This is a genomic window from Sphingomonas sp. (assembly GCF_032114135.1).
In the GTDB taxonomy this organism is placed as follows: Bacteria; Pseudomonadota; Alphaproteobacteria; order Sphingomonadales; family Sphingomonadaceae; genus Sphingomonas.
In genome coordinates this window covers 2243769-2262027 of sequence record NZ_DAMCTA010000001.1, presented here as the reverse complement: position 1 = coordinate 2262027, position 18259 = coordinate 2243769, and the positions used below count along the sequence as shown (strand labels likewise).

Below are 18259 nucleotides of genomic sequence, written 5' to 3'. Positions count from 1 at the left end.
GGCCGGGCCGTTTTGGTTTGGTGACGGAAGAAGATAAGTGAGTTGATGCTATGGGGGATGGCTCCGCCAGAATGCCCCGCGGGAGGCGCGTTTCCGCCGCCCGCAACGCCCCGCCTCCGCCGGCCGCGAAAGGCCCGGCACCACGCTGGCCCGAAGCACGCCATTATGCGGCGCTGGATCTGGGTACGAATAATTGCCGGTTGCTGATCGCGCGTCCGCAAGGCTCGGGCTTTGCGGTGATCGATGCGTTCTCGCGAATCGTCCGGCTTGGCGAGGGGCTGGCGACGACCGGTCGCCTGTCGGACGCGGCGATCGAGCGCACGCTCGCGGCGCTGCGCATCTGCGCGGAAAAGCTCAAGCGCCGCAACGTGGCGCTCGCCCGGTCGGTGGCGACCCAGGCCTGCCGCCAGGCCGAGAACGGCGCCGAGTTCATCGAGCGCGCCTATCGCGAGACCGGGATCGCGCTCGACATCATCACGGCGGAGGAAGAGGCGCGGCTCGCCGTGCTCGGCTGCCATGCGCTGCTCGAGCCAGGCGACGGGCCGGCGTTGGTGTTCGACATCGGCGGCGGCTCGACCGAGCTGGTGCTGGTCGATTCGCATGCCCCCATCCCGCGCATCCTCGACTGGCACAGCGCGCCCTGGGGCGTGGTGTCGCTCAGCGAGGCGACCGGGCAGAGCAAGGCAGTGGGTGCCGATGCCCGCGCCGCCGCCTATGCCGATATGCGCGCCCGAGTGCGCGAGAGCTTCGCGCCGTTCGTCGCGCGGCTGCGCCAGCCCAAGGGCACGCGCAGGCTGCTGGGCACCAGCGGCACGGTGACGACGCTGGCCAGCGTGCATCTCGGGCTCGCCTCCTATGACCGTTCGGCGGTCGACGGGCTGATCGTGCCGAGCGCGGCAATGCGCGAGGTCAGCGCGCGAATCGCAGCGATGAGCGTCAAGGAGCGTGCCCAGGTGCCGTGCATCGGGAGCGAGCGGGCCGATCTCGTCTCGGCGGGCTGCGCGATCCTGGAGACGATCCTCGACATCTGGCCCGCCGAGCGGCTAGGCATCGCCGATCGCGGCATTCGCGAAGGCATCTTGCGGCGGCTGATCGGCGGCGCGCCCTTATAAGGTTGTGAGGAACAAGCGATGAGCAGGGGCGGTGGCCGCGGCCATGTCCGCGTGCGCACGGCGCGCGGCCGTACGGCGCAATCGACGCGCTGGCTGGAGCGCCAGCTGAACGACCCCTATGTCCGCCGGGCCAAGGCCGAGGGCTATCGCAGCCGTGCGGCCTACAAGCTGACCGAGCTGGACGAGAAGTTCGGCTTTCTGAAGGGCGCCAAGCGGGTGGTCGATCTCGGCGTCGCGCCGGGCGGCTGGACGCAGGTGGTGCGTCGCATGCTGCCCAAGGCGGCGGTGGTCGGCATCGACCTGCTGCCGGTCGATCCGATCGAGGGCGCCACGCTGCTCCAGATGGACTTCATGGACGATGCCGCGCCCGATCGGCTGATCGAGGAGCTGGGCGGCGCGCCCGACCTGATCCTGTCGGACATGGCGGCGAACACCGTCGGCCATCCGCAGACCGATGCGCTGCGCACCATGGCGCTGGTCGAGACCGCGTTCGACTTCGCGCTCAAGACGCTGGCGCCGGGTGGCGATTTCGTCGCCAAGGTCTTCGCGGGCGGTGCCGATTCGTCGCTGATCGCCGAGATGAAGCGCGCCTTCACCACGGTGAAGCACGCCAAGCCGCCCGCCAGCCGCAAGGGCTCGGTGGAATGGTATGTGGTGGCGCAGGGGTTCAAGGGGCGCAGCGCCCCCGAGCCCGAGCCCGAGCAGGAATAGCAATAGCGTATCCTCCCCCGCCAGGGGGGATACGGGTTAGGGAACGCCATGACGAGGTCGGCGTACACGGAAGCGCTCGTGCAAAGCGGTGTCCTTCAGCATCTCGCCGCGTTTGACCCACATGTCGCAGGCACGCCGCCACTCGGCCTCGACCTGCCCGACAGCGACATCGACATCCTCTGCCACGCCCCCGATTCGCACGCCTTCGCCGCAACGGTCTGGGCCGCCTATCGCGACCGGCCCGGTTTCGCGATGTGGCAGTGGCAGGGCAGCGATCGCCCTATCGTCGCACGCTTTCGCTGCGCCGGCTGGCTGTTCGAGCTGTTCGGCCAAGCCCGCCCCGTCGCCGAGCAGCTCGGCTGGCGGCATTTCGCGATCGAGCAGCGGCTGCTTGCGCTGGGCGGCGAACCGCTCCGCGCCGCCGTGATGGCGCGCCGACACGCGGGCGCCAAGACCGAGCCTGCCTTTGCACAGATACTGGGCCTCTTGGGCGATCCCTATGCTGCGCTGCTTACGCTGGAGCAGCTCGATCACGAGACCCTGCGCACCCGGATCGGCGCCCAAACAAAAAGGGCCGGCGTTTCCGCCAGCCCCCTTGTCGTTCGCTCGATCGAAGGCGATCAGCCCTCGTAGTCGCCGCCCAGATTCTGGTTGCGCGGCGGGGCTGCGGCGGTGAGGCGGAGCGCCTCGGCCTGGGCCTGGATCGAACCGACTTCGTCGGGCGCATCCTCGTCGTCGACGCGGACACGCTGCAGGCTCGACACCACGGCTTCCTGCAGATGGTCGGGACGCACGGTCTCTTCGGCGATCTCGCGCAGGGCGACGACCGGGTTCTTGTCGCGATCGCGATCCAGCGTCAGGTCGGCACCGCCGGAAATCTGCCGCGCACGCTGCGCAGCAAACAGCACCAGGTCGAACCGGTTCGGAATCTTGTCGACGCAATCTTCGACAGTGACGCGCGCCATCCTGTTCTTCCTTAGATGTCAGGGCCGGGAAAGACCGGCCAGTTAGGGGCCGAGCCCGCAAATGTCAAGAAATCCCGCCAGGGCCGCGCGAGGGAGCGCGATGCGGCTTCGATCGTTACGCAGGTTCACCCACCGGAGGCTTCCCGCGCGATGGCACCCTATGCCGATCCAGAACCGCTTGCCGAGGGCATGGCCGCCGGGCATGCCCGGGCGATGCCGCCGCTCGCCCAGCCCAGCTTTACCGTCGACGGCAACCGGCTGACGCTGCTGCCCGAGGGGCCCGAGCGGATGCGCGCGCTGCTGGCGCTGATCGCGAGCGCCCAGCGAACGCTGCGCGTGCTCTATTATATCTATCTGGACGACGAGGCCGGCGCGGCGGTCCGCCAGGCGCTGCTCGACGCGGCGGCGCGGGGCGTGCGCGTCTATCTGATCGTCGACGGGCTCGGCAGCGAACATGCCGAGGGCAATGATTTCTTCGAACCGCTGCACGCCGCGGGCATCGATGTCTGCCGTTTCGTGCCGCGCTGGGGGCGGCGCTATCTGCTCCGCAACCATCAGAAGCTCGCGCTGGCCGACGAGGCGCGGGTGATCGTCGGCGGGTTCAACATCGAATCGAGCTATTTCGGCACGGTTGCCGAGCAGGCCTGGCGCGACATGGGGCTGCTCGTGGAGGGGCCCGCCGCCGAGCGGCTGACCGGCTATTTCGATTCGCTCGCCGCTTGGGCGAAGCGGTCGCGCGCGACGCTGCGCTCGCTGGGGCGGACCCTCAAGGCGTGGAGCGAGCCCGAGGGGGATACCCGCTGGCTGCTCGGCGGGCCAATGCGGCGGCTGTCGCCCTGGGCGCGGGTGGTGAAGCACGACATGGAGCGGGCGAACCGGCTCGACCTGATCGCGGCCTATTTCGCGCCGAGCCCGGCGATGCTGCGGCGGCTCGACAAGGCGGGGCAGCGGGGGCAGGTGCGGCTGGTGCTGCCGGCGAAGCTCGACCATGTCGCGGCGATCTGGGCGGCGCGCTTCACCTATGCGGGGCTGCTGCGCAAGCGGGTGGAGATTTACGAGTACCAACCGACCAAGCTGCACACCAAGCTCTATGTGATCGACGATGTCGTCCATATCGGCTCGGCGAATTTCGACATTCGCAGCATGTTCCTCAACCTCGAGCTGATGCTGCGCGTCCGCGACCCGGCCTTTGCCGCGCATGTCCGCGGCTATGTCGACGGCGAGATCGCGCAGTCCGAGCGGATCACGCCGGAGCTCTACAAGGCGCGGACTGGGTGGTGGACGCGGGTGAAGCAGTTCGGCGCGTATTTCGTGATGGCGGTGCTCGATTATAACGTCACGCGGCGGCTGAACTTCGGCGACAAGGGGCCCGTCGAGTCCTAGACAGTGACCGCGAGCGGCTCGACATCCACCGAGACGTGCATCGCCTGCGCGCCCGAGCCGAGCACGATGCCGTCGATCGGGGCGATGTCGGCATAGTCGCGGCCGATCGCCATGACGACATGATCCTCGGCCATCCAGATGCCGTTGGTGGGATCGACGCCGACCCAGCCGAGATCGGGCCCGCACCACAGCAGCACCCAGGCATGGGTGGCGTCCGCCCCCACCAGCCGCGGCTGGCCGGGTGGCGGCAGCGTGCGCAGATAGCCGGAGACATAGGCGGCGGGCAGCCCTGCGGCGCGCAGGCCGGACAGCATGATCTGCGCGAAATCCTGGCAGACGCCGCCCCGCTTGGCGAAGGCCTCGTGCGGCGGCGTGTCGACCAGGGTGGCGGTGGGATCGAAGGCGAAGTCGCGCTGGATGCGCCGGGCGAGCGCGATTCCGGCGTCGAGAATGCCGCGGTCCTGCCGCAGCTCCTCGGCGCACCAGGCAGCGATGTCGCGGTACAGCGGGATCAGCGGCGAGGGGAAGAGATAGGCGGCGGGACCCGCCGGCGAGGGGTCGCGGCTGTCGCGCGCCCAGGCGGCGATCTGGGCGATGGTCGGGTCGCCGGCGACCGGGATCGGGATCTGGCGGTCGACGCGCACCCGCGCGCGGCTCTCGATCGTCAGGCTGCGCGCCGCATGCTCGACCACCAGCCGCACCACATTGGCAAGCCCGGCCTCGGCGCGTGCGGGATAGGTGCGGCCGCCCGGCTGAATGCTCAGTGCATATTCCTCGACCCTCTGCCCGGACCAGAGGATCGGCTTCAGCCGCAGATTACAGCGCGCGAAGGCGACCGGCTGGGCATAGTCGAACCGCGTCACATGGCGGATATTGTAGAGCATCATGCGAGGACGAGCCCCGCGGCACGCAGCGGCTCGGCCCCGTGGAGGAAGTAGCGGCGGGCGATCGCCTCGGACACGCTCCACAGCCGTGCCTGGAGATCGGTTAGCCAGGCATCGTCGATCGCGGTGGCGCGGGCGGTCACCAGCGTCGCGGCGATGCTGCGCGCCTGCTCCTGCTGCGCCTCGGCCAGGCCGTCATCAGAGAGGACCGGCAGCGCGTTGAGGTGCGCCGAGATCGCCGCCGCCTGGAAGGCCAGCCCGCGCGGATTGCCGGGATCGAGCGCGAGCAGGTCGAGCACCGGCACGCGCGCGATCCCGGTGAGGTAGCGCTGGCGATAGCTGATCTGGCTGTCGGCTAGGTCGAGCAGCGTCGAGAGGTCGTCGGCCGTCGCCTGGGCGCCGCCGAGCGCGCGCAGGAAGCCGATCGTCGCCAGCGCACGCTCGATGCGGCGGCCGAGATCGTGGAAGCGCCAGGCATCGGTGCGCCCCATATGCTCCCCCGCCTGCCCGGCCAGCGCCGAATAGCGCCGCTGGAGCGAGCCGGCGCGATCGAGCAGCACCCCGCGTTCGGGAAACGGCGCGTCGAGCAGGCGGATCATGTCGGCCGAGAGCCGGTCGCGCGAGACCGCGCCGATCGAGCGCGCCTGCCGGTTGATCGCGCGGACGCTGGTCCAGCCCTCCGTCGATTCGAGCGCGGTGCGGGCGAGTTGGTTCAGGTCCTGCCGCTTGAGGCCGCGCGGGGCTGGCGCGGCGTTGGCGCCCACCACCAGCTGCGCCAGCCGGTCGACCGTGTCGGCCGCGAGCGCCGCGCCCGTATCGGCGCTGATCGAATGGCCGAGCAGGACGCGCAGCACCGAGAGCAGCGCCTCGCCGCGCTCCAGATAGCGGCCGAGCCAGAACATGTTGTCCGCCACCCGGCTGGGCAGCGTGCCGGGGTTGCGGCGCAGCTGGGTCGAATCGCCCGAAGGGAGCAGCGACACCGGCGCCACCGGATCGGGCCCGTGGATGCAGACGTCCGCCGACCAGCTGCCTTCGCCCATCACCGCGGCGCGGGTATCGGCATGCTCGCCGATCCGCGCAAACCCGCCCGGGAGCACCGTCCAGGCGCCCGCCGCATCGCGCGCGGCGAAGACGCGCAGCGTGAAGGGGCGGGGCGCCAGCCGGTCCTCGGCGACGAAGGGCATGGTCGAGAGGCAGACCACCTCTTGCCCCACATAATCCTGCGGCCGGCGGGTCATGTCGTCGCGGAGCGCCGCGCGCGCGGCCTCGTCGAGATGCGCGCCCAGCACCGCCTTGCCCTCGGGCAGGCCGAGCGGCGGGGTGCCGAAGGCGGGGGCGACGACCATCTGGTCGAGATTCGCCGCGACATGTGCAGCCTCGGCCGCCTGGCCGCACCACCAGGTCGCGATATTGGGCAGGCGCAGCGACTCGCCGAGCAGGATCTCGCTGAGCCGCGGCAGGAAGGCGGCGAAGGCGGGTGCCTCGAGCAGCCCCGCGCCCGGCGCGTTGGCGATCACGACATTGCCCGCCACCGTCGCGTCGATCAGCCCGGCGACGCCGATCTTCGAATGCGAATCGAGCGCGAGCGGGTCGAGATAGCGCGGGTCGAAGCGGTGCCACAGCGCATCCACCCGCTTCAGCCCGGCGATCGTGCGAACATAGACGCGGTCGTCGAGCACCGCGAGATCGGCACCCTCGACCAGCAGGAAGCCGAGATAGCGGGCAAGGTGCGCCTGCTCGGCATAGCTGGCGGTGAAGCGGCCGGGGGTGAGCAGCGCCATGCGCGGCTCGGCGCGGCGGCAGGCAGCGGCAATGCCGTCGCGGAAGGCGGCGAAGAAGGGGGCGTGACGCTCGATGTTGAGCCGGCCCTGCAAGCCCCCCAGCGTCCGCGCCATCGCCAGGCGATTCTCCAGCGCATAGCCGGCACCGGCCGGTCCGCGGAGATGATCGGCGAGCACGCGCCAATGTCCGTCCGGGCTGCGGCACAGGTCAAAGGCGACGAAATGGAGGTGGTGGCCGCCCGGTGGCGTCAAATGGGTCAGCGGGCGCAGGAAGAACGGGCTGCCGGTGAGCAGCGCGGCGGGGAGATGGCCGTCGGCGATCAGCTGGTTCGGGCCGTACAGGTCCTGGAGCAGCCGCTCCATCAGCTCGGCGCGCTGGGCGACGCCGGTCTCGATACCCCGCCATTCGGCCTGGTCGATCAGCAGCGGCACCGGGGAGAGCGGCCAGGGGCGCTCGTCACCCTCGTCGCCGATGCGATAGCCGGTGCCGATATCCTCGGCATGGCGATGCGCGCGCTCGCGGGCGATGGTCAGCCCGTCGCCGGCAAGCCCCGCCAGTTCCTCGAACAGCCCGCTCCAGGGGACGCCGGGTTTGGCGCACAGCACGTCGCCGGCGGGCGCATGGCCGCAATAATCGGCGATCCAACGATCGGCGATCGTGCCCGTGTCGAACAATCCCGCCTCGGCAAGGCTGGCCACAGCTGCTTCCCTTCTCTCGGCCGTGGTGATGGGCGAAACGATGGTGCCATGCAACACGGGAGATATGCGGGACTGTCTCAGCCGAGCTTGGCGAGCGCCTCGTCCAGGGTACACAACCCGGCAACGCCACGTGCGTTGCACCCCGACACGGGAAGAATCCGGTCTTGCGGGCCTTTCACGCCGAGGGGTGCTGCGGTGCGGAGCTGCGCCAGCGTCTGCGCGCGGTAGCGGAGGCGGACATAACGCTTGCCCGCCTTGTCGTGCAGCCGCTCCAGCACCAGTGCGCCGCCGGGCACGGGGTCGCCGGCGGCGAAGCCGGGCACCTGCCAATGCACGTCGAACAGCCCGCCGAGATTGGCGATATTGGTGTCGTGGCCGGAGATCATCGTCACCCGCGGGCCGCTGTCGGCCAGCCCGGCACGGACGATTTCTGCCAGCCCCGCGAAGTTCGCCGCGGCGACCACGCGCGGGCGAGCGAGGATGCGGAATTCGAGCGCGTGGAATTCGCCCAGCGCAGTGACGTCCGCGAGCGTCGCGCGGCCCCAGCCGATCTGTGCCAACTTCATGCCCTCGGCCGCCTCCAGCAGCAGGATCTGCGCGGCGGTGGAGGCGCGGTCGATGGCGCCGGTCAGCTTGGGGCGCTTGTCCGCGCGGGCGGGGGCGAGGCCGGTCGGCGTGCCCGACACGCCGCAGCCGGGACGCGGGGTGCCGCACAAGATGGTGTCGATCCGCGCCAGCAGCGGCCGGTAGCGCGCATCGAGCGCGGCGAACCCGCCGGGGCCGACTTCGGCCGCCACCGCCGCATCGGCCTTGGCCGGGTCGAGCGGTGCCTTGCCCGATTCGATCGCGTTGAAGCGCGGGTCCGGCACGTCCTGCGCGTAGTGATCGATGGCGAGGGTGCAGCCCGGTGCGAGCGTCGCCGCCCAGGCCTTGGCGGTTTCGATCGTCCGCTGGTCGCTGTCGGCGACGATTCGGATCGCGGCGGGCACCGGGCAGCCCTTGGCCGGGAGCAGGCGGTGGAAGCGCAGCGCCGTACCGTCGGCTGCACCCAATCGCGCTACCGCCGCTGCACCGTGCGGCGTTAGCCAGCCCGGCTTGGTCGGCCAGTCGGGCCAGCGCTCCGGGGTCACCTCGGGCGGCATCGCCGGGGCCTTGGTGGGCGGACGCACGCCGTGCCGCATCAGCAGCACGACGCGGTCCACCACCAGCGGATCGGCGGGGCGGGTGCCCGCCACCGCCGGGGTTCCAATCGCGAGGGCGAGCCCGAATCCGATCCGCAGTTTCATCGTCCGGTCGTCCTTCAGAAGTGGATCTGCACGCCGCCGCGCAGCTGGGTGCCGTAGCGCTCGCGCTCGACCAGCTGGGTGCGGGTGCCGATATAGCGCCGCCACGGCGCGTCGGTGAGGTTGATCGCATCGCCGAACAGCGTGAACTGCGGCGTCACCTGATAGCTCAGGTGCAGGTCGAGCTGGCCGTTGCCGTCGGTATATTGGTCGGCGGCGGCGGTGGTCGCGATCGTGTCGAGATAGGAGGAGCGGTAGTTGAACGCCACGCGCGCGCTCAGCCCGTATTTCTCGAAGAAGATCTGGGCGTTGCCGACATTCTTCGACTGATAGGCAAGCGGCACGTCGCCCGCGCGGATCGCCCCGGCATTGGCATGGCCCCACACATGGGTGAAGTTGGCCGAGACGCCGAAGCCGCTCAGCACGCCGGGCAGGAAGGTGAACTGCACCTGCACGTTGCCCTCGACGCCGGTCACCTGCTCCGAGTCAGCATTGAGCAGGGTCGTGACATTGGCTGCCGTATAGGTGACGTTGGCGGCGGTGACGTTGGTCTGGCGGCTGGTATTGCTGTAGATCGGATTGTCGATCTGCTTGTGGAAGAATCCGGCCGAGAGGATCGACCCCGGCGCCGGGTAAAATTCCAGCGCCGCGTCATAGTTCACGGCGCGATAGGGCTTGAGGCCGGGATTGCCGAGCGAGAGTGCCGCCACCGCCGGATCGCTGGTGTCGACCAGCACATAGGGCGCGAGATTGGCGTAGTTGGGCCGGCCGATCGAGGTGGTCACCGCGCCGCGCAGCAGCAGGTTGCGGGCAAGCGCGAGTTTGGCGTTCACCCCCGGGAACACGTCGGTGTAGCTGGTATGGCCGAAGCTGTTATAGCCGTCGGCCAGCGTCGAGGCGGCGTTGACCAGCTTGGCCTTCACGTCATCCTCGGTATGCTCGACGCGCACGCCCGGCACCAATGTGAGGCCGCCGAACTGCAGCGTCGCCATCACATAGCCGGCGGCGATCTTTTCCTTCACCGCGAAGTCGTTGGCCAGCGTGTCGCTGACCGTGCCGCTCTTGTCGATCGCCACGGCGTTCGGGTTGGCGTCCAGATACGCCTTGGCCGCGTCATAGTTGATCCGCGTGCCGAAGCCGAACATGCCGTCGTAGAAATCGCTGTCGCCGGGATAGCCGACCGGGTTGGCGAGCGTCCACTTCGCGCTGCCGGTCTTGTAATTGGTCTTGTTCTGATCGTTGACCTTCTCGCGGCTGAGATACTTGCCGCCGAGCTTGAAGGTAGAGCCGTCGCCGATGGCGAGATCGTGGGTATAGTCGAACCGGCCCTGCCACAATTCTTCGTACGTGCTGCGCTGGTCGAAATTGACCTTGCTGTAGGTGAACAGCGACGGATTCGCGAAGGCAGCCGTCGCCGGCGCCAGCGTGTAGGGGTAGGTCGAGGGATCATAGTTGAGCGTCAGCGCGCCCTTGGCGGTGGTGAAGGTGAACTCGCTGCGCAGCGGGTCCTTCTTCTCGGCGCGGGTCCAGTTGCCCGAGACTTCCAGCGTGCCGCTGGCGACCGCGTCGAACTCGCCGCCCAGCGTCACCGACTTGGTATTGTCGTTCTCATTGCGGCGGCGGACGAGGATCGTGCCGGTGCCCTTCAGCGGCGTGCCGAAGCTGGTGATCGCGATCCGGTTCTGGTCGCGCGTCTCGTGGTCCTCGAACTTGGAATAGCTGGAGCGCAGGTACAGCTTCACCGTGTCACGCGCGTGCCAGTCGAAATTGCCGACCACGCCCAGCCGCTTGCGGGTGAGGTTGTATTCGCGCAGGCCGTTGCCGTCGGGAACGCCGGCGGCGTTGAAGGCGGTCGAGCCTTGGTAGTTCTCGCTCTGGATCGGCCGCTCGGAATAGTTGACCGAAACCACCGCGCCGAACTGCTCCCGCGCGCCGAAGCGGCCGCCCAGCGTGGCGTCGAGCTCGTACGGCACCTTGTGGTTGAGCGAGTACCAGCCCTGCGCCGCGCGCGCATCGAGGAAGAAGGGCTTCACGCTGTCGAAACCGGTGCGGGTGCGGATCGCGACTTCGCCGGCGATGGCGTTGGCGTCCTGGCTGGCGAGCAGCGACTTGGTGACCGCGACCGACTGGATCATCGCCGAGGGCAGATCGTCCAGCTTCACCTGGCGACCGGCAGGCTCGGGCGCAGGCAGCGTCTGGTCGTTGAGGGTGACGTTGAGCAGGCTGGGATCGATGCCGCGGACGATCGCATAGCGGCCCTCGCCCTGGTCGTTGGCGACCGACAGGCCGGGCAGGCGCTTGATCGCCTCGGCGACATTCTGGTCGGGCAACTTGCCCACGTCATTGGCGTGCAGCGTCTCGATCACATTGTCCGCGGCGCGCTTTTCGGCGACGGCTTCGCGCTGCGAGGCGCGGAAGCCGGTGACGACGATGTCGGCGGGCACCTCGACCGTGTCCGGCTCGGCCTGGCTGGTCTGGGTCGGGCGCTCTTCCGCGACGATCACGTAGCGGCCGGGGCCGGTGCTGCGTGCGGCGAGACCGGTATGCGCGAGCATCCGCTGCAGCGCCTCGTCGACCGGCAGCTTGCCCGATACCGCGTTGATCCGCCGGCCCCCACCGACGCTGCCCGCAATGAGGATCTGCATGCCGCTCTGCCGCGCGAACAGCAGCACGGCGCTCGTCACGTCCTGTGCCGGAATGTTGAAGCGCTGCACCTGCGCCAGCGCCGGCTCTGCGAGCGTGCTCATCGCCACGACTGCCGTCGCGCCGAGCCAGCGATTCTTCGAGATCATGTCTTCCACCCCAAGGCGCCGGAATGGCGCGGTTCTCGATTGCCTGACGGTGGGCGCGGCGATTTCCTTACCCGTGCGCTACTTTTTTTCGGGCGTGCCGAGCAGGATCGCGTCCGGGCCGATACGCGCCCGGGTGCCGAGGCCGATCGCGGCGCTTTGCGCGAAGCCGGCGGGATCGTCGATGCGGAAGGCGCCGTACAGTTTCTCGCGGGCGAGCGCAGGGCTGGCGAGCGTGATCTGCAACTGGTTGTGGCGGTTGAGCTCGGCGACGGCCTCGCCCAGCGTCTCGCCGTCGAGATCGAGCCGGCCGCTGGTCCAGCCGAGCGCGCGCTCAATGCCGGGGGCGTCGACATGCTCGACCTTGGCGGGCGCGGTGCCGTCGATCGCGAAGCGCGCACGCTGGCCCGCGGCGAGGCGCAGCGTGCGACCGGCGGCGGCCACCTCGACCACGCCTTCGCTCACCAGCACGTCGACGGTGCCGCCCGCGCGATCGGCGTCGACCTGGAAGACGGTGCCGATATCGGTGATCCTCACCGCGCCCACGGTAACCTGGAACGGCGCGGCGGCGTCGTGGCGGACGCGGAACAGCGCCTTGCCGTCGTGGAGCGCGACGGTGCGGGCGCTGCTGCCGATGCGGGTGACGAGATCGCTGCGCGCGTCGACGGCCAGCGAGGAGCCGTCGTGCAGCGCCACCGATCGCACCTCGCCGATGCCGGTGCGGATCGCCTCGCCGCGCGCGGGGAGCAGCAGCGCGGCGGCGGCACACGCGGCGGCGAGCGTGGCACTCGCTCCGCCCAGCCACCAGAATCGGCGCGAGCGGCTGGGATCTTTTGCGACCAGCGTCTCCGGCACCGCGCCACCCAGCAGCACCAGCGTGGCCTGGGCGCGGAGCAGGGCGCCGGCATGCACGGGGTCCGCGGCCAGCCAGCGATCGAGGCCGGGCGGGGCGATGTCGGGCGATGCGTCGATGCGGGCCGCCCAGCGGGCAGCCTCGTCTTCAAGCCGGGATGCGGTGTCGCCGCGGTTCGCCAACGCCTTGATCTTCCTTCTCGAACCGCTCGGTCCGTACCGCGTGCTGGATGCGCCGCAGCGCCTTCTGCACATCGTTCTCGACGATGCTTTCACTTACCCCGAGCCGCCGCGCAATCTCTCTTTGCGGCAACCCCTCGACCCGCTTGAGCGTGAAGATGGTGCGGCATCGCTCGGGCAGGTCGGCGAGCAATCGCTCCACCATCCGCACCTGCTCGCGCGCCGCCACCGCCGCTTCCACGCCCAGTTCCTCTGCCTCGACGAGCCACTGCGCGATTTCCGTAATTTCTTCGAATCGCACGACGCGGGCGCGGCGCAGCTGGTCGCGCCAGAGGTTCTTCACCATCTGCATGAAATAGGCGCCGGGGCGATCGACATGGTCGATGCTGTCCATCGCTGCAAAGCGGCAATAGGCTTCCTGGATCAGGTCGTCGATGTCGGCTTCGGCGACGCCGGCACGGCGCAGCGCGCCGCGTACCTGCGGCTCCTGCGGCACCACATAGCGCGCCACCCAGCGAATGATCTCGGACGAAGCTGTGCGCACGGACCTGCCTTCCCGGAGGTCCCGCTAGGCCGGTCGTGCGAAAGTCTCGTGACGAAGCGGTTACAGATCGGGGAGCGTCTGGTCTGCGGTGCCCCAGCCGCGCAACGCCCGGCTGCCGGCGCGCTCGATCAGCACGGCGGCGTCCTGGATGGTGAAGGCATGGGCGCTGTCGATGGTTCGCAACTCGGTCCAGGTGACGGGGGCGGCGACGGGCGCGTTGGCGCGTGCCCGGGCGACATAGGGGAGGACGGCGGTCGACCCGCGCTGGTTGCGCAGATAATCGATGAAGATGCGCCCCGTCCGGCTCGCCTTCTTCAGATTGGCGGTGAAGCGCTCGGGCTCGGCCTGAGCGAGTGCACGGGCGAAGCGTTCGCAGAAGCTCTTCGCCGCAGGCCATTCGGCCTGCGGCACCAGCGGGACGACGACGTGCACCCCCTTGCCGCCGGAGAGCATCGGCCAGCTGGTGAGGCCGATCTCGGCGAGCTGTTCCTTGAGGAACTCGGCGGCCTTCTTCACCACCTCGAAGTCGAGGCCCTCATCGGGGTCGAGATCGAACACCAGCCGGTCGGGCTTCTCGACATCGGCGACGCGCGAGCCCCAGCCATGGAATTCGATCGTGCCCATCTGCACGCAGGCGAGCATGCCGTCGGCATCGGAAACGTAGAGATAGGGCTCGGTCGACCCGTCCTTCTCGCGGATATCGACATGGTGGACCTGCTCGCCGAAGCTGCCCGCATCGTGCTTTTGGAAGAAGCATTGCTTGGCGCGGCCCTGCGGACAGCGGACCAGACTGATCGGCCGTTCGCCCAACCAGGGCAACGCAATGGGCGCTACCGCGGCATAATAGTCGGCGAGATCACCCTTGGTCAGCTTCGATTCGGGGAAGATCACCCGGTCGCGGCTGCTGATCTTGATCGCGCTGGGCGTCGCTTCGGGCAGCGTGGCCGGTTCCTCGGCAACCACCGCGTCCGCAGCCTTGTCCTCGCGCAGGCCGAGGAAGCTGGCGTGGCGGACGACCTTCTCGGCGGTGAATTCGGCGAAGGCGATCTCCGCGACTAGCTCGGGCTTCACCCAATGCGCGCCGCGCGCCTCCGGGCGGGGGACTTTCGCGGCGGGCTTGTCGGTGGCGAGCGCATCGAGGCGTTCGCGCACCGAGAGCAGCGTTTCGGTGTTGAAGCCGGTGCCGACCTTGCCCGCATAGACCAGCCCCTCCGACCCGTTCACCCCGAGCAGCAGCGACTTGAAGCCTCGCCCGCGCGCGGTGGACGCGGTCCAGCCGAGGATCACGAATTCCTGGCGGTGCGTGCACTTGATCTTGAGCCACGCCTTGCTGCGCGTGCCGCGATAGGGCGCATCGGCGCGCTTCGAGACGACGCCCTCGAAGCCCTCGCGGCACATGCTCTCGAACAGCTTCTCGCCCTGGCCGGTGATGTGCTCGGAGAATCGGATGCGATCATCGGCGCCGTCGATCAGCGCGCGCAGCCGTTCCTTGCGATCGAGCTGGGGGAGGGCGGTCAGGTCCTCGCCACCTTCGGCGAGCAGGTCGAAGGCGAAGCAGAGCAGCCCCTCGCCGCCCGCGGAGATTGCCTCCTGCAGCGTGGAGAAGTCGGGCTTGTCGCCTTTCATCGCAACGATCTCGCCATCGATCAGCGCGCCAGGCGGCAGGGTGGCGGCGGCTTCCGCGATGCCGGGGAATTTCTCGGTCCAGTCGAGGCCCGAGCGCGTGTAGATTTTGGGCCCGCCGCTGCCGGTGGCAATCAGCGCGCGATAGCCGTCGTACTTGATCTCGTGGAGCCACTGGTTGCCGGTGGGAACGGTGTCGACCAGCGTGGCGAGCTGGGGGGATTGGAAGGCTGGAGGCTTAGATCCTCCCCGGGACGGGGAGGGGGACCGCCGCGAAGCGGTGGTGGAGGGGGGCTTCGGCTGGGCTTTGCCCTTTCTGGACCGGCTTCCCTTGCCGGGCTCCCCCTCCACCAAGCCGCTGCGCGCCTCGGTCCCCCTCCCCGTCCCGGGGAGGATCTTGGGTTTCGCGCCCTCGGCAATCTCCTGCATCGTGCGGCCGGTGGTGACGCTGGTGAGACCCGTCTCCACCAGCTCGTCCGTGGCGCCGGCATGCTCGTCGTTGATCTTGCGGAGCAGCCAGTTCTCGGCCTTTTCCTTGCCGCGCGGCTTGAGGCGGATCAGCAGCCATTCGCCGTGCATCCGCTCGCCGTGGAGCACGAAATGGAGGTGGCCTTTCTCCAGATCCTTGGCGCTCTTGCCCGGGATCGGCTCCCAGGTGCCGCTGTCCCACAGCATCACCGTGCCGCCGCCATATTCGCCCTTGGGGATGGTCCCCTCGAAATCGGCATAGGAGAGCGGATGGTCCTCGGTGCGGACCGCCAGCCGCTTCTCGTCGGGATCGAGGCTGGGGCCGCGCGTCACCGCCCAGCTCTTGAGCACGCCGTCCACCTCCAGCCGGAAGTCCCAGTGCAGCCGGGTCGCGTCGTGCTTCTGAACGAGGAAGCGGTTGCCTTTGCCCTTGGCGACCTTGCCCGCCGGCTCCGCCGTCTTGGCGAAGTCGCGCTTGGCATTGTAGCGCGCGAGGCTGTCGGCGTCAGGCACGCTTCTTCGCCGCCGGTTTCTTCGGGGCTGCCTTCTTCGCCGGCGCCTTGGCCTTCGCCGCGGGCTTGGCGTCGCCGGTATTCAGCGACTTCTTCAGCGCCGCCATCAGGTCGACGACGTTCGATCCACGGCTCTCCGGCTTGTCCGGGTCCTCCAGGATCTTGGCGCCCTTGGCCTTTTTCTTCTTCTCGATCAGGTCGCGCAGCGCATCGACATAGCGGTCGTGGAACCCCTTGGGGTCGAACTTGCTCGCCTTCTTCTCGATCAGCGTCTGGGCGAGGTCGAGCAGTTCGGGATCGGGCTCGCTGTCGGGGATCTCGCGGAAATAGCCCTGTGCCTTCTGCACCTCGTCGGCGTAGCGCAGCGTCTCGAGGATGAGCCCACGCCCGCAGGGCTTGAGGCTGACGATATATTCGCGCCCGCGCATCGCCAGCTGGCCAAGCCCCACCTTGCGTGCGCGCCGCAGTGCCTCGCGCAGCACGATGAAGGCTTCCTCGGCAAGGTCATCGGCGGGCACCACGAAATAGGGACGCTCATAATAGAGTACGTCGATCTCGTCGGCATCGACGAACTGGGTGAGCTCCAGCGTCTTGCGCGATTCGAGCTTTACCGCGTCGATCTCGTCCTGCTCGAGCAGGACATACTCGCCCTTCTCGACCTCATAGCCCTTGACGATCTCGTCGGGCTCGACCGCGCCAACGCCGGGCGCCACCTTCTCGTACTTGATCCGCTGGCCGCTCGGCTCGTGGATCTGGTGGAAGGCGATCTGCGCGCCCGATTTGGTGGCGGTGTAGATCTCGACGGGAATCGAAACGAGGGCCAGCCGTATCTGTCCCTGCCAATAGGCGCGCGCGGCCATGCGGAAGTCTCCTCGTTGCAGACCCGATTCAATTCCCCAAAGTTCAGTCTGTTCCGCCCATCGCAACGGCGGCGTTTAGGCTGTAGAGGCAGACCCCATGAGCACCGATCCCTTCGCGCTTTTCCACGACTGGTACACCGAGGCGCGGTCTACCGAACTCAACGATTCCAACGCGGTGGCGCTGGCGACGGCGGACGCGTCCGGCCACCCGTCCGTCCGCATGGTGCTGCTCAAGGGCTATGACGAACGGGGCTTCGTCTTCTACACGAACCGTGAGAGCCGCAAGGCAGCCGAGCTCGCCGCCAATCCCCATGTCGCTTTGCTCTTCCACTGGAAATCGCTGCGCCGCCAGATCCGCATCGAAGGCCCGATCGCCTTCGCCAGCGACGAAGAGTCGGATGCCTATTTCGCCAGTCGCAGCCGCGATTCGCAGCTCGGCGCCTGGGCATCGGACCAGTCGCGCCCGCTCGACAGCCGCGCCACCTTCGAGGCGCGCTTCGCCGAGGCGCAGGCGCGGTTCGAAGGCGGCCCGGTCCCGCGCCCGCCGCATTGGGGCGGCTATCGCGTGACGCCCGAGCGGATCGAATTCTGGCTCGACCGCGAGCATCGCCTCCACGAGCGCCGGGTGTTCACCCGCGCCGGCGAAGGCTGGGCCGAAGGCATGCTCTACCCATGAGCAACCTCGCCCGCCGCGCCGCGATCGCCAGCGTGTGCAGCGCGCTGTTCCTCGGCGCGCTCAAATCCTATGCGGCGGTGAAGACGGGGTCCGTCGCGGTGCTAGCCAGCCTCGCCGATTCGGGGCTCGACCTCGTCGCCTCGCTGGTGACGCTGGGCGGGGTGCACTGGGCATCACAGCCGGCGGATGACGAACACCGCTTCGGCCATGGCAAGGCCGAGGCGCTGGCGGCGCTGTTCCAGGTGGTGATCATCGCCATTTCCGGCTTCGCCATCCTGCTGCGCGCAGTGCAGCGACTGATGCAGAACCAGCTGAGCGCCGATCCCGAGGCGGGCATTGTCGTCTCGGTGATCGCGATCGTCGTGACGCTGGCGCTCACCCAATACCAGCGCGCGGTGATCCGCCAGACCGGTTCGATCGCGATCACGACCGACAGCATCCATTACAGCTCGGACCTCTATCTCAACGCCGCGGTGATTGGCGCGCTGGTCTGCGAAAGCTATCTCGGCCTTCCCGGCGCAGACCCGGTGTTCGGCATCGCCATCGCCCTCTGGCTGCTCTGGGGCGCGTGGCGCGCCTCGGTGGCCGCGATCGACCAGCTGATGGACCGCGAATGGCCCGAGGAAAAGCGCCGCCGCTTCGTCGAGATCGCGGCGACGCATCCCGAGCTCAAGAGCCTCCACGACCTGCGCACCCGCACCAGCGGCAACCGCGACTTCGTCCAGTTCCACGTCGCCATGCGCGCCTGCATGACCATCGCCGAGGCGCATGACGTGGTCGAGCGGCTGGAGGGCGCGCTGAGCGAGGCGTTCCCGGATACCGAGATCCTGATCCATGTCGATCCGGACGGCCATGTGGACGAGCCCGACAATGCGATGGCCGAGACCAATCTGCTGGAGGATGGCGGTTCACAAACCATCGGACAGTAACAACCGGG

The 18259-nt window shown here is 68.9% G+C and carries 15 protein-coding genes; 6 read left to right on the top strand and 9 right to left on the bottom strand.

The window, feature by feature from the left end:
* Window positions 1-50: 50 nt before the first annotated feature.
* Genes RT655_RS10690 through RT655_RS10680 form a run of 3 tightly spaced genes read left to right on the top strand, consistent with a single transcriptional unit; the run spans window position 51 to window position 2456 of the window.
* The gene (locus tag RT655_RS10690; RefSeq protein ID WP_409530252.1) at window positions 51-1112 is read left to right on the top strand and encodes a Ppx/GppA phosphatase family protein; all 1062 of its coding nucleotides are present in this window, start codon (window positions 51-53) and stop codon (window positions 1110-1112) included.
* Window positions 1113-1130: 18 nt separating this feature from the next.
* Window positions 1131-1823 carry an RlmE family RNA methyltransferase gene (locus RT655_RS10685; protein WP_313536604.1) on the top strand — a complete coding sequence of 231 codons (693 nt, stop codon included), beginning with the start codon at window positions 1131-1133 and terminating at the stop codon, window positions 1821-1823.
* A gap of 48 nt (window positions 1824-1871) precedes the next feature.
* Window positions 1872-2456: a DUF4269 domain-containing protein gene (locus RT655_RS10680; RefSeq protein WP_313536603.1), complete on the top strand. Its 585-nt coding sequence runs from the start codon at window positions 1872-1874 to the stop codon at window positions 2454-2456.
* Here RT655_RS10680 and rpoZ read toward each other — a convergent pair.
* Window positions 2444-2788, bottom strand: a complete 345-nt coding sequence (gene rpoZ / locus RT655_RS10675) for a DNA-directed RNA polymerase subunit omega (RefSeq protein WP_294257031.1) — start codon at window positions 2786-2788, stop codon at window positions 2444-2446. The two genes, RT655_RS10680 and rpoZ, sit on opposite strands and share 13 nt — an antisense overlap.
* A gap of 150 nt (window positions 2789-2938) precedes the next feature.
* Here rpoZ and RT655_RS10670 point away from each other — a divergent pair, with 150 nt between their 5' ends.
* A complete protein-coding gene (locus tag RT655_RS10670) occupies window positions 2939-4171 on the top strand; it encodes a phosphatidylserine/phosphatidylglycerophosphate/cardiolipin synthase family protein (RefSeq protein ID WP_313536602.1) in 1233 nt (410 codons plus the stop codon).
* Here RT655_RS10670 and RT655_RS10665 read toward each other — a convergent pair.
* From RT655_RS10665 to RT655_RS10630, 8 genes are all read right to left on the bottom strand, one after another.
* Window positions 4168-5055 (bottom strand): transglutaminase family protein, encoded by an 888-nt coding sequence (locus tag RT655_RS10665; RefSeq protein ID WP_313536947.1) that lies wholly within the window; start codon window positions 5053-5055, stop codon window positions 4168-4170. The two genes, RT655_RS10670 and RT655_RS10665, sit on opposite strands and share 4 nt — an antisense overlap.
* Complete coding sequence (locus tag RT655_RS10660) at window positions 5055-7535, bottom strand: circularly permuted type 2 ATP-grasp protein (RefSeq protein ID WP_313536601.1); 2481 nt, start codon at window positions 7533-7535, stop codon at window positions 5055-5057. The genes RT655_RS10665 and RT655_RS10660 overlap by 1 nt, the downstream gene beginning before the upstream one ends.
* 77 nt (window positions 7536-7612) lie before the next feature.
* Window positions 7613-8821: a histidine-type phosphatase gene (locus tag RT655_RS10655; RefSeq protein WP_313536600.1), complete on the bottom strand. Its 1209-nt coding sequence runs from the start codon at window positions 8819-8821 to the stop codon at window positions 7613-7615.
* 14 nt (window positions 8822-8835) lie between these two features.
* The gene (locus RT655_RS10650; RefSeq protein WP_313536599.1) at window positions 8836-11610 is read right to left on the bottom strand and encodes a TonB-dependent receptor; all 2775 of its coding nucleotides are present in this window, start codon (window positions 11608-11610) and stop codon (window positions 8836-8838) included.
* Window positions 11611-11688: 78 nt separating this feature from the next.
* A complete protein-coding gene (locus RT655_RS10645; protein ID WP_313536598.1) occupies window positions 11689-12642 on the bottom strand; it encodes a FecR domain-containing protein in 954 nt (317 codons plus the stop codon).
* Window positions 12608-13183, bottom strand: coding sequence for a sigma-70 family RNA polymerase sigma factor (locus RT655_RS10640; RefSeq protein WP_313536597.1), 576 nt, complete (start codon window positions 13181-13183; stop codon window positions 12608-12610). Before RT655_RS10640 ends, RT655_RS10645 begins: the two co-directional genes overlap by 35 nt.
* Before the next feature lie 60 nt (window positions 13184-13243).
* Window positions 13244-15787 (bottom strand): DNA ligase D, encoded by a 2544-nt coding sequence (ligD, locus tag RT655_RS10635; RefSeq protein WP_313536596.1) that lies wholly within the window; start codon window positions 15785-15787, stop codon window positions 13244-13246.
* Window positions 15780-16646 carry a Ku protein gene (locus tag RT655_RS10630; RefSeq protein WP_313536595.1) on the bottom strand — a complete coding sequence of 289 codons (867 nt, stop codon included), beginning with the start codon at window positions 16644-16646 and terminating at the stop codon, window positions 15780-15782. The genes ligD and RT655_RS10630 overlap by 8 nt, the downstream gene beginning before the upstream one ends.
* A gap of 97 nt (window positions 16647-16743) precedes the next feature.
* On the opposite strand from RT655_RS10630, the gene pdxH reads away from it, so the two are divergent.
* Both pdxH and RT655_RS10620 read left to right on the top strand, forming a co-directional pair.
* Window positions 16744-17322 carry a pyridoxamine 5'-phosphate oxidase gene (gene pdxH / locus RT655_RS10625; RefSeq protein WP_313536594.1) on the top strand — a complete coding sequence of 193 codons (579 nt, stop codon included), beginning with the start codon at window positions 16744-16746 and terminating at the stop codon, window positions 17320-17322.
* Window positions 17319-18251: a cation diffusion facilitator family transporter gene (locus RT655_RS10620; RefSeq protein ID WP_313536593.1), complete on the top strand. Its 933-nt coding sequence runs from the start codon at window positions 17319-17321 to the stop codon at window positions 18249-18251. Before pdxH ends, RT655_RS10620 begins: the two co-directional genes overlap by 4 nt.
* Window positions 18252-18259: the final 8 nt, after the last annotated feature.